This window comes from Nitrospira sp. CR1.1 (assembly GCA_014055465.1).
Taxonomy (GTDB): domain Bacteria; phylum Nitrospirota; class Nitrospiria; order Nitrospirales; family Nitrospiraceae; genus Nitrospira_A.
Window position 1 is genome coordinate 16,924 of the sequence record WIAF01000018.1, and the last position, 15,722, is coordinate 32,645.

Genomic DNA, 15,722 nt, shown 5'->3' on the forward strand with positions numbered 1-15,722 from the left:
GGTTACGCGGTCTTTTTGGGAGGCGAACCAGAGGTGAGCTCCGGCTCCGAACCTCGCGCACGCGTAGCATGTTCCGGAAGATCCTGATTGCCAACCGTGGCGAAATCGCCATGCGCATTATCCGCGGCTGCCGCGAGCTCAACATCGCGACAGCGGCGATCTATTCCGAAGCCGACTCCTCCGGCATCTACGTCAAGAAAGCCGACGAGTCCTACCTCGTAGGTCCCGGGCCCGTCAAAGGCTTTCTGGACGGAAAACAGATCGTGGAGATCGCGAAGCGCATCGGCGCCGACGCGATCCATCCAGGATATGGATTCCTTTCGGAAAACGCCAAATTTGCCCGGCTCTGCCATGCCTCCGGGATCACCTTCATCGGTCCCTCGCCTGAAACGATCGACCTCATGGGCAGCAAGGTCAAAGCCCGGCAAATTGCCCAGCAGGCGGGGCTCCCGATTGTCCCCGGCACCGAAGGCGGGGTCACCAGCATCGACGAGGCCCTGGAGTTCGCGCACCGGATCAATTACCCGGTCATGATCAAGGCCAGCGCCGGCGGCGGCGGACGCGGGCTGCGAGTGGTCCGCTCCGACCAGGAGTTGCGCGAAAATATGGAGGTCGCGTCGCGGGAAGCACTGGCCGCCTTCGGCGACGGCAGCATTTTTATCGAGAAGTACATCGAACGTCCGCACCATATTGAATTTCAAATCCTGGGCGACAAGCACGGCAACATCATTCACCTGGGCGAGCGGGATTGCTCGATTCAGCGCCGGCATCAAAAATTGATCGAAATCGCCCCGTCATTGGTTTTGACACCAAAATTACGCGCGCAGATGGGCGAGGCCGCCATTGCCATCGCGAAAGCCGTGCAGTACGACAATGCCGGCACGGTGGAGTTCCTTCTCGATCACGAGGGCCATTTCTATTTCATGGAAATGAATCCCCGGTTGCAGGTCGAACATACGGTCACGGAACAGATCACGGCGATCGACATCGTGCGCAATCAAATCTCCATCGCAGCGGGCAAACCGTTGGAGATCCGGCAAAAGGATGTCACGCTGCAAGGCCACGCGATTCAATGCCGCATCAACGCGGAGGATCCGCGCAACAACTTTCTGCCCTGCACCGGCACCATCACCGCCTATCTGTCGCCGGGCGGCATCGGAGTCCGCATCGACGGCGCGGTCTACCGTGACTATACGATTCCGCCCTATTACGATGCCTTGCTGGCAAAGCTCACCGTGCGTGGACGCACCTGGGAAGAAGCGGTGAGCCGTATGCGGCGCTCGCTCGAAGAATACGTCCTGCGTGGCGTAAAGACGACCATTCCGTTCATGAAGAACGTAATGATGGAACAGGATTTCCAGGCGGGACGATTCGACACCTCCTACCTGGAGACCCATCCGGACCTGTATCAATACGAAGAATCCGAGGAGCCTGAGGACCTGGTGTTGGCAATCTCCGCAGCGATCGCCGCCTACGAAGGACTCTGACCTCTCAGCCACCAGGCACACAGCACCTCAACCCTGTTACGCGAGCGATTCCGCCGCCCCGAGGCCGCCACTATGGCAACGAACAAGACGAAAAAAGCCGCATCGAAGAAACGCCTGTCCAAGAAGCCCGCGCCGACCAAGCCGACCAAACCTGCTCGGCCGGCTGCACCACGTGCCGTTGCCCCCTTGCCCAACTCAACGTTCAGTCTCGCTCCGGCGCCAGCCAAGAAAGTCTTGCTGACGGAAGTCGCCTTGCGTGATGGCCATCAATGTCTTCTCGCCACCAGGATGCGCACCGAAGACATGTTGCCAGTCGCCCAAAAACTGGATGCCGTGGGATTCTGGTCATTGGAGGTCTGGGGAGGCGCCACCTTCGACACCTGCCTGCGCTTCCTCAAGGAAGATCCCTGGGAGCGGCTGCGCGCGCTTCGCGCGGCGATGCCGAAAACAAAACTGCAGATGCTGCTGCGCGGGCAGAACCTCGTGGGCTACCGGCATTATGCCGACGACGTGCTCGACAAATTCATCGAACGCTCGGCCGCCAACGGCATCGACGTATTCCGCATTTTCGATGCCCTCAACGATGTTCGTAACCTGGAGCGGGCCATCCGCGAAGTGAAGGCCTGTGAGAAACATGTAGAGGCGGCGATTTCCTACACGACGAGTCCCGTCCATCGGCTGGATGGATTCGTGACGATGGGCAAACGCCTGGAAGATCTGGGCGCCGATACGATCTGCATCAAAGATATGGCAGGACTATTGGCGCCGATGGATGCCTACCGGTTGGTCAAGGGTTTGAAAGCAGCCGTCCGCGTTCCCATCCATCTCCACTCCCACTACACATCGGGCATGGGCACCATGACGGCCCTGATGGCCGTGATGGCCGGCTTAGACCTTCTGGACACGTCCATTTCGCCACTGGCGGGCGGGGCGTCGCATCCCCCAACCGAATCGATGGTCGCAGCCCTGCGCGGCACCCCGTACGACAGCCAACTGGATCTGCAAGACCTCCAACCCATCGCGGAGCATTTCCGGACGGTGCGCCGGAAGTACCGGCAATTTGAAAGCGACTTCACCGGCGTCGACGCGGAGATTCTGACCTCCCAAATCCCCGGCGGCATGTTGTCCAATCTCGCCGCGCAATTGGCGGAGCAAAATGCGCTCGACCGGATGAAGGAAGTGATGGACGAGATTCCTCGCGTCCGGAAGGACATGGGGTATCCGCCGCTCGTGACCCCGACCAGCCAAATCGTTGGCACTCAGGCCACGCTCAACGTGCTCACCGGCGAACAGGGCGAGCGCTACAAAGTCATCACGACAGAAACCAAAAACTACTTCCTCGGCCTCTACGGCCGCGCGCCAGGCCCTCTCGACAAGGAGATCATGGCCCGGGCCATCGGGGATGAAGAACCAGTGAAAGGCCGGCCGGCAGACCGGTTGGAATCAGAATTCGGAAAACTCAAAAAGGACATGCCGGAGTCCGCCACCACGTTGGAAGACCAGTTGTCGTTCGCGCTGTTTCCCGCCATTGCACGGGATTTCTTTGAGGCGCGCGAGCAGGGCAATCTTCAGCCCGAGCCCCTGGAGCCAACCGATACCAAAGGCCCCGCCGTGGCGCACGATCTCCATCTCGCTCCGGCCGAATTCAACATTACGGTGCACGGCGAGAATTACCATGTCGTCGTCTCAGGCTCAGGCCGCACCACTGATGGCCGCAAACCCTACTACATCCGCGTCAACGATCGATTGCAGGAAGTCTCCCTCGAACCGCTACAGGAAGTGTTGGCCGGCGTGCCGGAATCTCCGGAGGCGGGCAGCGCGTCAAAGCCGAAACGTCCACGGCCGACGAAGCCCGGGGATGTCGCCCCGCCCATGCCAGGCCGTGTCGTGAAGGTGCTGGTGACGGACGGCGCCCAGGTTAAAACGGGCGACCCGCTCTTGATCATCGAGGCCATGAAAATGGAAAGCCAGGTCCCGGCCCCCATGGACGGACGGGTCACCGCCATCCTTGTCGCCGAGGGAGATAACGTCAAAATCGACGAAACCGTCATTCAATTGGAGTAGCCGGTGCCGCGCCCGGCCTGTCTCGCCCGGTGTGCTGCAACGGCGCCCCATCGCCTGGCGACCTGGTTTCTTGCGAGTCTCCTCATGAGCGGTTGCGCGGCAAGGCCGGATGTTCCCCCCTGGTTCGACGCGATCCAGCGATTCCCTGTCCACACCGCCTCCGTCAACGGCCATCGGATCGCCTATCTCGACGAAGGCCAGGGCCCGCCGCTCATCCTGCTCCATGGGTACGGCGGTTCGATGTGGCAGTGGGAATATCAACAGATCCCCCTCGCCCGCCGGTTTCGTGTCATCACGCCCGACCTGATCGGCTCAGGCCTCTCGGACAAACCTCCACTCGACTACCGGCCTGAAGATTTGATCGAATCGATCCGCGGCCTCATGGATGCGCTCGGGCTTCCGACGGCCACCTTGATCGGCAACTCCATGGGCGGCGGTGTGGCTATCGGTATGACCCTAACCCATCCTGATCGGGTGTCGCGCCTGGTGTTGATCGACAGTTTGCCCGATCATGTTCGCGAACGACTGGCCAGCCCCCTGATGCAACGCGCCCTGAATACCAGCATCCCCGCATGGCTAGCCCGCTTCGGAGCCCTGTTCGTCGGGAACCGCACCATGGAGGCCGTACTGAAAGAAATCATTTTCGACCACACGCTGGTAACCGCGGCAGTGCTGGACCGCTCCAACCGGAACCGTCAACGCGAGGATATGATTACGCCCCTCATGTCACTCCGTGATAGCCTGCCCCTGTGGGAACAGCACTTTGCACCCAGACTCAAGGACATCCGCCATTCCACCCTGATCCTCTGGGGTGAACAGGATCGCCTCTTTCCTCCGCAAGTCGGCCGGGACCTACAAGCCATGATTCCGAAATCCCGGTTGATCATGATTCCCGGGGCCGGCCACATTCCCCAATGGGAGCAACCGCAGTCGGTCAACCGGCACATCACGGAGTTCCTTCAACCTTGACAGTCTTCCCAGCGGACCATACAGTGACAATGGAGAGAGATCATATTTTATCCATGGAGACGCCTATGAGTTCGATCAGTCCCCCTGCCCGATGCAACGCTCTGGGTCCTCGCCTTCTTCTAGGCCTGTTATGCCTCGGCTTGGGCGCGTGTGGAACCTTGCCGGGCACCGGCAAGGCTGGTTTTTCATACAAAGACATGCCGATCGCTGACGGGAGCGCGGTGGCCGGGGAAGGCAACAATGTCCTGTTTCAAGGCAAACCGTTGATGCTCACCGGCATGGGGCTCAAGGTGGGCGACAAATTGCGCGATGTCAAACTCGCTCAGACCGACTTATCGATGATCCCCGTCAACGAGACCAAGGGGAAAGGCAAGGTCCGCATCATCAGCATCGTCCCGTCGCTCGACACGAAAGTGTGCGAACAACAAACGCACTATCTCAGCGAGAAGAACATGGGGCTCGATCGCATGGTCGAACTCATCACCATCAGCATCGATACGCCCTTCGCGCAAAAACGCTTTGCGGAAGAGGCCAAGATCAGCAATATCACCTTTCTCTCCGATTTTCGTGCCGCTGATTTCGGCAAGGCCCACGGGCTCCTACTCAAAGACCTTCATCTCCTGAGTCGCGCCCTGCTGGTCGTCGACAAGGACAACAAGGTTCGCTACTTGCAAATCACCCCGGAGTTGGCTCAACTGCCGGACCTGGAGGAAGCCTTCCGCTTCGCGCGAAAGCTGGTCACGGCCAGCTGAACCGCGTCTCACGGCCGTTGGGGAAAACACATGGCCCATTACGATCTGCTGGTGATCGGAACCGGCCCAGCAGGACAAAAGGCTGCGATTCAGGCGGCTAAGCTCGGCAAAAAGGTCGGCATCGTCGAACGCAAACACGTTGTCGGCGGGGTCTGCACCAATACCGGAACCATCCCCAGCAAATCGCTCCGTGAAGCCGCCCTGTATCTCTCCGGATTCCACCAGCGCAGCCTGTACGGCGCCAGTTATCGCGTCAAACAGGACATCACAATGGCAGACCTGACTTTCCGGTCTAACCACGTCATCACCCGTGAGATCGAGATCATCCAGAATCAGATGACGCGGAACAATATCGATTTGTGGTACGGCGGCGCATCCTTCGTCGACCCGCACCGCGTGCGAATCGAACGTGCTGGTGATTATGTGGACCACACGGCCGACTTTCTCGTCATTGCCTGCGGAACCATTCCGGCCAGGCCTGGCCACATTCCCTTCGACGACAAGACCATCATCGACACCGACGGCCTCTTGGCGTTGAAGGACCTCCCCAAATCCATCACGATCATCGGCGGTGGAGTGATCGGCGCGGAATACGCCTCCATCCTGGCCACGATGGGCCTCCACGTCACCCTCATCGAACGCCGCCCGCGCTTGCTGGAATTTGTCGATCAGGAAACCATCGAGGCCCTGCAGTACCACATGCGCAGTATCGGGGTGATCCTCCGGTTCAACGAGGAGGTCGTGTCCGTGGAGCCGGTGGCTGAACATCAGGTGATGGTCCGCTTGAAAAGCGGCAAAGAAATCGCCGCGTCCACCGTGCTCTATTCGGTCGGCCGTACCGGCGCCAGCGCAACGCTCAACCTGGAGGCCATCGGGCTCACAGCGGACAATCGCGGGCGCCTGACGGTCAACGAGCACTATCAAACGTCCATTCCTCACATTTATGCGGCCGGCGACATCATCGGTTTTCCTGCGCTGGCCTCAACGTCCATGCAGCAAGGCCGTCACGCCGCCTGCCACGCATTCGGCGTCCCCTACCAGACGCAGTCCGACCTGATGCCCTACGGCATTTATTCCATTCCCGAGATTTCCATGGTCGGCCGCAATGAAGACGACTTGACCAAAAACGGAGTGCCCTATGCCGTCGGAATCGCCCGCTATCGGGAAATCGCTCGCGGACAGATCATCGGCGATGAGATCGGCATGTTGAAACTGCTCTTTCACAACAAAACCCGGCAACTGCTCGGCGTCCATGCGATCGGCGACGGAGCGACGGAACTGATTCACATCGGGCAGACGGTCATGGCATTCCAAGGACAAATCGACTACTTCATAGATGCGGTGTTCAATTACCCCACGCTCGCGGAATGTTATCGCGTGGCGGCGTTGGATGGCATCAATCAACTCCCGAGACCCTGGACACCGAGAACGTGACGACACAACGCCTCTCGTGAAGCGTCTCTCGTATCTCGCCCGTGACCAGATCCATTTCAGGCGATGAAGGAGGAGCCGGATGTCGTTTTCAAACCATCTTCGCAAGCTGGCCCACCCCGTGTGGGATGCGCAACTGACTCACCCCTTCGTGCAGGCGCTGGGCAAAGGCACATTGGCGGAGCGAAAATTCCGCTATTACATCCTGCAGGATGCCCGCTTCCTCGCGGATCTGGCCCGAGTTTTTGCCGCCGGCTCCTTACGGGCGCCGGACTCCGAATCCGCCCTTCGTTTCGCCAAACTGGCCGAAGAAACCATCACCGTCGAACGCAGTCTTCATGAGAACTACGGCAAACGCTGGAACCTTACGCCGCAGGAGATGCTCAACGAGCCGATGGCCCCGACCAACTATGCGTACACGCGCCACATGCTGGCCGTGGCCCAAGCCGGCACCGCCACGGAGATTGCCGTCGTGGCGCTCCCCTGCGCCTGGATCTACTGTGTCGTTGGGAAACATTTTCTCAAGAACGGGGCGCCGCCCGCCAAACATCCGTACCGGGATTGGCTCATGCTCTATGCCTCACCAGAGTTCGAAGCCGTGCAGGAATGGATGCGCGCCAGGGTCGATACCTGGGCGAGGACGGCCGGACATGAAGAAAAGAAACGGATGGAGCAGTCGTTTCTGTTGAGTTCGAAATATGAGTGGATGTTTTGGGAAATGGCCTGGAACGAGGAAAAGTGGCCGGTGTGAGGGGCCTCGCTCTTGCCGCTCATGAGCACAGCACCGACGAGCGCTCCCAGAGGCGACCTTGGCGTCTGAACTTGCTGCGTTTCGCCATGCGACCCGCAGCTTCAAACCGCAGACGCCACCTGTGAGGCAGGACAGTCTGTCTCAGGGCAGCGCACAAACATCGCCGATGCTGTGCAATCGTTCAGAGCCAGGCCCCACCCTCGCCAGTCGCACGTCCACGGAAGCATGGATCATAGCCCGAAAACACACCCCCCACTCATGACTCTGCTCTACCCTTGTGGAACATTCACGATGAGCTCTACGACTCGCATCTAACTCGCCTTTCTATATTCATCCTTCGACTCATACCGCCGAGCATCCAAATCTGGTTGCGGAACTGAGTCTACCGGCGTGGCTTCGTCCTCTTCTTCCATAACCGTGGCGTAGACTGCGATCACAAGAATGAGGATTGTCAGGCCCAAGAGGAAATAGATTGGCATGGTGACCTCCTGTGTTGCTGGTGGTCCAGCTGTCATACTAGCCCCGCTGTCGGCCATCGCCTACGAGGGAAATACCCAGGTTTTGCGTGGAATATCCCCATAGTGGGAACATGGACAACCGGTCACTGCCGCCTGATCTCCAGCGTCTCCGTGCTACACTTCCTGCAGCATGCAATCCTTCCCCGCCAGGCTTCACCTACTGCTGGCCCGTGAGGCGCCGCTCGGACTGATCATCCGCCGAGGGCCGTCGCGGCAGGTCTGCACTCTGCTATGGGATCGCCGGACTGATCGTTTCACGCTTGGGCAATGGTTCAAGGGTCGAATCTATGAGCGGCGATGCGATCTTTCGCCCGATGGGAAGCATTTCATCTATTTCGCGATGGACGGCAAGTGGAGTGGCTTGTCGAAGGGATCCTGGTCGGCCATTTCGCGTGTGCCGTACCTGAAAGCCTCGGCCTTCTTTCCCAAAGGCGACTGTTGGAACGGCGGCGGGCTCTTTCTCGACAACGATCGCTACTGGCTCAACGGCGACGGCTGCCATCTGCAAGGTCGCGACTCGACAAGGCTGTATCGTGATCAGGCCTATCGCCCGGCCGGTGGCCGGGGTGGGGAATGTTTGGGTGTGTATTACCCCCGCCTGCTGCGGGATGGCTGGATGCTGACCGATTGCCTCTCGGCCGGCAGCACGGATCAATGCGATGTATTCGAGAAGTTGCTGGGGAACGGATGGATCTTGCGGAAATATGCCCATGCGCAAACCGGCAGTCCACCAGGAAAAGGCTGCTACTGGGATGAGCATGAGTTGATCCAGACACCATCCAACCTCTGCCTAATACAGCCGGGATGGGAGTGGGCCGACCTGGATGACACCAGATTGGTCTGGGCAGAGTGCGGGCGCCTTTGGACCGGTTCGCTCACCGACTCCGGCCTTGCCGCCCCCCGCCTGCTGCACGACTTCAACCCCATGACCTTCGAACGCCACACGGCCCCCTACTGACACGGTTTCTCCTTCCGCCTACCATCCGTTCTCCACCTTCCTATGCAACGCTGAAGGCTGATGCTCACTTACCCCCTCAGCTCCCCTTCTGTTGTGATAGGCTGACCTCGGCACCTTGCTCTTCATGATATTAACCCTACGCATGACCGCCGCCACTTCATCGACTACCGTCCTGACCCCACGCGAGATCAGGCTGCACCTGCTTGGGCTCGTTCTCTTCCTCGGCCTGCTGGCTCTGTGGTATTGGTTTTCTACGGGCGCACAAGCCGTGCCGACATTGATCGAGTTGCTTAAAGACGATGACCCCTCCACGAGAATTGTCGCGGCAGAGCAATTGGGGCAAATCGGCCCGGCGGCGCGAAACGCCGCGCCTCAATTATTTAGCCAGGCGACGCAAGACGGCAGTCAACATGCCAATACCACTGCCGCCGCCGCGCTGAAGTGGATCGATTTGACCGCGGCTCGCCGCGTGATGACCCACTTCGTCCCGCGACTCCATGATCCCGAGGTGCAACAACGCCGCACAGCCTGCGCGGTAATCGGCAGCCTGGGGCCGATTGCCAAACCGGCGGTGCCGGCCCTGCTGGCCGTCGCACATGATGCCGATGCACTCGTGCGCCGCAATGCTCTCATCGCCTTAGCGAGTATCGGCATTCCCTCCACCCCGATCGGCGTCGCCCTGCTGGACGGGCTACGCGATTCGTCCTCGCTCGTGCGCCAGACGGCGGCCGCCCAATTTGCCTTTACGGTCCCCCTCACACAGGATGCCGTAGCCGCACTGACCCTGGTTCTGAATGACCCGGACAAGAGCATCGCCACGCTCGCGCGTACGGCCTTGGATAAACCGAGGGCCGGCGATGCAGCCCACATCGAATCGTTGGGCATGATGCTCGGACATTCGTCTGCCCGCGACTATGCGTTGCACCAATTGGCTCAACTGGGCCCGGCGGCACGTGATGCCCTCGCGCCGATTCTTGCCTCGTTAGGGGATGAACAACCTCTAATTCGCTATCTGGCGGTGGAAACCATCGGCGGGATGGGTGCTGCCACAAAACAAGTCCTGCCGGCCTTGCGACGCCATCAGGATGCCGACCCCGTCGTCCAAGCCGCCATGACCGAAGCCGTGAACGCGATGGAATCCGGAACGGCGCCTCATGCCGGATCGCCGGCTCAGGAGCCGCCACGATGACCGCTATCGCGCAGGAACAGTCTTCGCGTATACGGATGCTGGCACGGCTGGGCGTCTGGATCAGTGTGCTCGGCGGGTTGCTCCTCCCCTGGATTACCATGTTGACGGTGGAGATCCTGGTGCGTGACATTCCATCTCCACGGGCCTGGCGCTCCTTCACGCTGCACCTCTTTGCCCCCGGCTACAACTTTTTCCTGGTCGGAGTGCTGACGTCGCTGCCCTTCGTGATCCTGGCACTGATCATTCTTTTCCACCTGGGGACCGCTTCGGCTCACAACCTCCTGATCACTTATCGACGGGCGCTTGGCCTCTTCTCGGCGGGATTGAGCATGGTCCTGATCGCAGGCTGGGTCCATGTCGAAGTGCTGATCCACCCCGATGCCCAGGGAGCATTGGCTTATTTTTACCTGCCGATCCTCCTGCTGACCATTCTGCCGCTCGGGTATGGGCTGGGACGAGCATTGGCGAGAGTCTTTCTGCCCAGACTCTCGGTGTGACGTTGACGGGCTGGACAGCATCAACGACGCGAGTATAATGTGGGCCATGCGTCACGCGATCGTAAACAGGTGCCAATGATTCGTCTCTTGGCCTGCCTCATTCTGCTTCTCCTCTGGCACTCCACTTCTCTGGCTGCCTCGAAATATGAGGATAGCGTGAAAGAACTCGCCGAAGGAGTGGCGGCCGAAGCGATCAAGATGAAGAAGTCGCGGCTCGCGTTGCTGGATTTTGTCGACAGCAAGGGCGACGTGACCCCCATCGGACAATTCCTGGCCGAGGAGCTGGCCACCCACTTGCTCGTGGCCGGCGAACTCAAAGTGGTCGATCGCAAGTTACTGATCGCCACAATGGAAAAGCACCAGTTAACCCACCTCGATACATCGCAAGCTAAGGCGGCCAAGAAAGTCGCCAAGGCCTTACGCGCGGACCTCTACGTCACCGGCGCGTATCTCGAAATTCCCGAAGGCATTCAAGTCACCGCCAAGCTCATCGGCCCTTATACGGTCTACCCCGTCGGCGCCTCACGGACGATCGTGCCGAAATCCGGCCCTCTGGCAGCCCTCCTCAAACAGGCCGCCGCCCCCGCACCCGCGGCCGCCGCAGTGGTGACGGAATCTGCCCCAGTCCTAAGCGCCCATGAAAATGAGATCTACCAGGTCACCATTCTCAGCATGTCACGGCAGGATGATCTGATCGGCCTCGATCTGGTATTCACCAACCGCACGGCGCATCCGGTCAAGATCGGCTGCCAGCTTCTCGACACGTATCTTGTGGATGAGCATGGGGAACAGTGGAAGCAGAATGTCGCGCACAATCGCGAAGGCCTCTGCACCCGCGGGATGGAGTTGAACCCCAAACGACAACAACATGCGAGCCTGTCATTCCTGGCTACCGATAAGCCCCCGACAGGCCCGATCACCTTGCATTACCATGAAACGTCGCCCAGGGCCGATCGGATCATCACCATGGATGGACTGAAGTTGGACTCTGCGCCGGTCATCGAACCCGACGCTCCTGCCACGCAGGACGCAACGCCCCCCACACCGTAGATCATTACCCTCGATTACTTGCACAGGAAAGAACCCATGATTAAACAAGTCTTGTCGATAGCCGGTTCAGACTCAGGCGGCGGCGCAGGCATTCAGGCAGACCTGAAGGCCATGTCGGCCAATGGCGTGTATGCCATGTCGGTCATTACAGCCATCACCGCACAGAACACCGAAGAAGTCGCCGACGTCTTCGAACTTCCCATCTCGATCATCGCCGCTCAACTCGACGCCATCTTCGACGACTTCGACGTGGCGGCCGTGAAAACCGGCATGCTTTCCTCGGCGGACATTATCAGCACAGTGGTGAAGCTCCTCAAACCGCAGCAGGTGAAGAACCTGGTCGTAGACCCGGTCATGATCGCCAAAGGCGGACAACCACTGTTGAGGCCGGATGCGATCGACACCCTCAAGAGCGCGCTGTTCCCGCTAGCCTTGCTCGTCACACCGAACGTGCATGAAGCGCAGCAGCTTTCGGGGATCGAGATCACTTCGCTGGCCGATGCCCGCCGTGCCGCAAAAGTCATTCGTCAATTCGGTTGTGCCAATGTCCTCATCAAAGGGGGCCATCTGCAAAAAGATCGCGGAACGGATCTTCTGTATGACGGACGGTTCTTCAATATGTTCAAGGGTGAATTTATCGACACGCCGCACACTCACGGCACCGGCTGCACCTTTGCATCCGCCATCGCCGCGCACATCGCGCGGGGGAAAACCGTCCCCGACGCTGTGCAAACCGCCAAGACCTATCTCACCGAGGCTATCAGACATAGCCTGGCCATCGGACATGGCAAGGGACCGACCAATCACTTTTATTTTTTGAATCAGGGTTAGCGATGTTGCGTCGTGGGCTTGGATCGTCACTGTCGTTTCTGCTAGCCGCTTGGGGCTGGCTGCTGCTGACATCGCTGCTGGGACTCGCCGCGTTTTTGGGCATCGTACGCGGAGCCCCGCTTCCATCCGGCCTTCGCTTAGTACACGTTCATGGAGTGCTTGTCGGCGGCCTTCTCCAATTGATGACGGGCCTGGCAATCGCCGCACACGATCTGGCCAGCCACGAGGGCAAACGAGCGACGCACCGGCTGCTGTTTCTGAGCATGAATCTCGCGGCTCTTGGATTCGCCCTTGGAGCCTGGCTACGGAATTCCACCTTGACCCTGTGCGCAGGGCTGCTGCTGGCCGCGCTCTTTGTTCCCATGGCACGCCGGATCATGACCGGACTACGGACCTGCGCAAGTTGGACACCGCTGTCGCACATCTATTTCGGAATCAGCCTCGCCGGACTGTTCGGCAGCTTAGTCCTAGGAGGCCTGCTCGCCGACGCCTGGTACCCCACCTGGCACGGCATGATTCGTTTGGGGCACCTTCACGCAGGCCTCTTGTTGTTTCTGACACTCGGAACGGTCGGAACGATCCAACTGGCGTTGCCACTGATGTTGCATCGCCCCCTGCCCAGCGCAGGAGCAGGCCAGGCAGTCCTGCTGCTCCTGCCTGCGTCCGCCGCCGGGTTGATCACGGGATTCGTCTTGTCTTCGGTTCACATCCAACTGGCTGCGGGAAGCATACTCCTCGTCGCCCTCGCACTCTGCTGCGTCAATCTTCTGCGCACATGGACCCAGGCGGGGCAGCCTGGCTCGGCCGCCACGGACCATCTGCTCACGGCCTTGAGCTTCCTGCTGATCATGACCTGCATCGGCCTGGCAGTCGGGATCAACGTGTTGTCGACTCCGCCGGTCATGCCGTACGGTACCCTGCATCTGGTTGCCTACACTCACACAGCGCTTCTCGGATTTCTCCTACAGAGCCTGGTCGGCGGATTGTCCTTCGCCCTGCCATCCCTGCTTACCGCAGCGCGGATCGCGAATCAGAAAAAGCGCGCGGCCTATCGTGAGAGACTTGAACGCATCATGAACCGTTGGCGAGCGGCGCAGGTCGCGACCGTGAGTTTTGGATCCTTGGGACTGGTGCTCGTCGCCTCGTTGACCTGGAATCTCCCCCTGTCTTCGCCTTGGATCCAAGCGGGTACCTGGATGAGCTTGGGGCTGTTGCTCCTTCACTTCACCATGGTCACCATCAAAATCGCACAGGCGACCGGCGCCCAGCCGTCCCATGAAGGAGCGACGAAATAACCCCGATCGCATCGCCAACCATCCTAGCGCGTGACCATATGGAAGAAGAACTCTCATTTCGCGACCAGGCCGGTAACCGAATTGCGGCCGTGCTGGCCAAGCCGCAGCACCCCACCGACTCTGTCGCCGTGCTCTGCCATGGCTTTTTGTCCAACAAGAACAGCGCGAGCAACCAAGCGCTGGCTGAGCTCTTGAACAATCGCGGCATCGCCACGCTCCGATTCGACTGTTTCGGGCATGGTGACAGCGATGGGCCCTTCGCCAAGCTGACGACCAGCATCGGAGTGGCGCAGGCACGGGCCGCATTGACCTATGTCATGACCCGAGGCTACGGGCGACTGGCACTCGCCGGCTCCAGCTTCGGCGGCCTCATCTCGATCCTTGCAGCCGCTGAGTGGACAGATCTGCACAAGTCACCGCCGGCGACCGTTCCACCACTCACCTGCCTCGCACTCAAATGCCCGGTGGTTGATTTCGGAGAGGAGCTTCGCTTAGAGCTGGGGGAAGATGGGCTGCAGCAATGGAAACAAACGAACACGATCCCGGATCTCCATGGAGGTCCCTCCCGCCTCCCCCTCGACTATGCCTTCTATCAGGACTGCCTCACCCGCATCGCGTATGAGCCGGCCCGAACCATTACCGCGCCAACGTTGATCGTACAGGGGGATCATGACGAATATGTTCCCCTGCACCAAAGCCAACGGCTGTACGCATCTGTGTCTGGCCCCAAACACCTGGAAATTCTTCCCGGTGCTGATCATCGATTCACGAACCCGTCCGATTTCCAGCGGATGCTGACGTTGCTCGCGAACTGGATTGCCGCGCCTCCCGCTGCCTGACTCCTTCCCAACCACCCCATCGACGCGCCTCAGACCATGCCGCCGCGGAGTCCGCTTCGCACGCAGTGGTTCGCGAGAGAGCGATCGAAGGCTTTCTCCTGCACCCTCTGCTCCAGCTTGCACAGCTGAAAATAACGAACACGATCACGCAGTGCGATTCTCTGCAAAATGGCTCGTGACGCGGCTTTATGGCGGTCGCACCGACTTTCAGGCTGGCATGCCGGTTGCTCATCCAGCGTCTCGAATTTCCGGAGGAACTATCATGAAGACGCCCAAGAGTGTGTTGGTTATCGGTGCTGCCGGTTGCTTATCTTCCGTGCTGTGCTCTACAGCCTTGATCCCAACCGCCACTGCCGCAGACACCACGCTCAGCCTGCTGCAGCAATCATCGACTGACGCGGCCGTGATCATGGCCCAGAACAGTGGCACGGCCCCCATTGTGACCAGCCCAGCCGCCCTGGTCCTCAGCGCACAGAAGGGACAAACGGCGGTTGGCACCCTCAATCTAAAAAAATCCAGTACTGATCAACATAGTTATTATCTCAGCACGAATCAGGGATGGGTCTGGATGAATCCGCCTTATGGCAGCACGCAGACCATTACGACTGAAACCGATCAGCTGGTGATCACGGCGCAAACGGCCAACCTCCCGACCGGAACCCATTCCGCCGTGGTGTATATCGTCGATTCGGGACCGAATAACTTCCAGAACATGCTCCGCGTCCCGGTCACCCTTACCGTCACAGCAACTGCGGTGGCGCCGCCGCCACCCCCGCCTCCGGCGGCCGTGCCCCCTGCCATTACACCAACGCCCAGTCCCGTTGCCGTGCCCCCTCCCCCTGCTCCTGTCGTAGCTCCAGTGGTGACCGGAACGGCCATCACCTCAAGCCCGGCAGCGTTGGTGCTGAGTGCCGTCAAGGGGCAAACCGCCGTCGGGACCTTGTCACTGCGCAAGGGCGGAACCGATCAACATAGTTATTATCTCAGCACGAATCAGGGATGGGTCTGGATGAATCCGCCTTATGGCAGCACGCAGACCATTACGACTGAAACCGATCAGCTGGTGATCACGGCGCAAACGGCCAACCTCC

At 59.8% G+C, this 15,722-nt stretch carries 14 protein-coding genes; all 14 read left to right on the forward strand.

Annotated elements, in window-relative coordinates:
* The first annotated feature begins 68 nt into the window (after positions 1–68).
* Complete coding sequence (accC, locus tag GDA65_19735; GenBank protein ID MBA5864917.1) at positions 69–1,487, forward strand: acetyl-CoA carboxylase biotin carboxylase subunit; 1,419 nt, start codon at positions 69–71, stop codon at positions 1,485–1,487.
* Positions 1,488–1,673: 186 nt separating this feature from the next.
* Positions 1,674–3,551 (forward strand): oxaloacetate decarboxylase subunit alpha, encoded by a 1,878-nt coding sequence (oadA, locus tag GDA65_19740; protein MBA5864918.1) that lies wholly within the window; start codon positions 1,674–1,676, stop codon positions 3,549–3,551.
* A gap of 3 nt (positions 3,552–3,554) precedes the next feature.
* Positions 3,555–4,520: an alpha/beta fold hydrolase gene (locus GDA65_19745; GenBank protein MBA5864919.1), complete on the forward strand. Its 966-nt coding sequence runs from the start codon at positions 3,555–3,557 to the stop codon at positions 4,518–4,520.
* Between the two features lie 53 nt (positions 4,521–4,573).
* The gene (locus GDA65_19750; protein ID MBA5864920.1) at positions 4,574–5,272 is read left to right on the forward strand and encodes a thiol peroxidase; all 699 of its coding nucleotides are present in this window, start codon (positions 4,574–4,576) and stop codon (positions 5,270–5,272) included.
* A gap of 30 nt (positions 5,273–5,302) precedes the next feature.
* Positions 5,303–6,706, forward strand: a complete 1,404-nt coding sequence (locus GDA65_19755) for a Si-specific NAD(P)(+) transhydrogenase (protein MBA5864921.1) — start codon at positions 5,303–5,305, stop codon at positions 6,704–6,706.
* A gap of 79 nt (positions 6,707–6,785) precedes the next feature.
* Positions 6,786–7,454: a thiaminase II gene (gene tenA, locus GDA65_19760; GenBank protein ID MBA5864922.1), complete on the forward strand. Its 669-nt coding sequence runs from the start codon at positions 6,786–6,788 to the stop codon at positions 7,452–7,454.
* A gap of 648 nt (positions 7,455–8,102) precedes the next feature.
* A complete protein-coding gene (locus GDA65_19765; protein ID MBA5864923.1) occupies positions 8,103–8,930 on the forward strand; it encodes a hypothetical protein in 828 nt (275 codons plus the stop codon).
* A gap of 124 nt (positions 8,931–9,054) precedes the next feature.
* Positions 9,055–10,119 carry a hypothetical protein gene (locus GDA65_19770; protein ID MBA5864924.1) on the forward strand — a complete coding sequence of 355 codons (1,065 nt, stop codon included), beginning with the start codon at positions 9,055–9,057 and terminating at the stop codon, positions 10,117–10,119.
* On the forward strand, positions 10,116–10,616 hold the full coding sequence (locus GDA65_19775; GenBank protein MBA5864925.1) for a hypothetical protein: 501 nt from the start codon (positions 10,116–10,118) through the stop codon (positions 10,614–10,616). The genes GDA65_19770 and GDA65_19775 overlap by 4 nt, the downstream gene beginning before the upstream one ends.
* Before the next feature lie 75 nt (positions 10,617–10,691).
* Complete coding sequence (locus GDA65_19780; protein ID MBA5864926.1) at positions 10,692–11,666, forward strand: hypothetical protein; 975 nt, start codon at positions 10,692–10,694, stop codon at positions 11,664–11,666.
* Positions 11,667–11,684: 18 nt separating this feature from the next.
* Entirely contained in the window at positions 11,685–12,497 is an 813-nt protein-coding gene (gene thiD / locus GDA65_19785) for a bifunctional hydroxymethylpyrimidine kinase/phosphomethylpyrimidine kinase (GenBank protein MBA5864927.1), read from the forward strand.
* Positions 12,498–12,499: 2 nt separating this feature from the next.
* On the forward strand, positions 12,500–13,792 hold the full coding sequence (locus GDA65_19790; GenBank protein ID MBA5864928.1) for a hypothetical protein: 1,293 nt from the start codon (positions 12,500–12,502) through the stop codon (positions 13,790–13,792).
* Between the two features lie 38 nt (positions 13,793–13,830).
* Positions 13,831–14,631: an abhydrolase domain-containing 18 gene (locus GDA65_19795; protein ID MBA5864929.1), complete on the forward strand. Its 801-nt coding sequence runs from the start codon at positions 13,831–13,833 to the stop codon at positions 14,629–14,631.
* A 262-nt stretch (positions 14,632–14,893) separates the two neighbouring features.
* A partial coding sequence (locus GDA65_19800; protein MBA5864930.1) for a hypothetical protein occupies positions 14,894–15,722 on the forward strand: 829 nt, incomplete at its 3' end.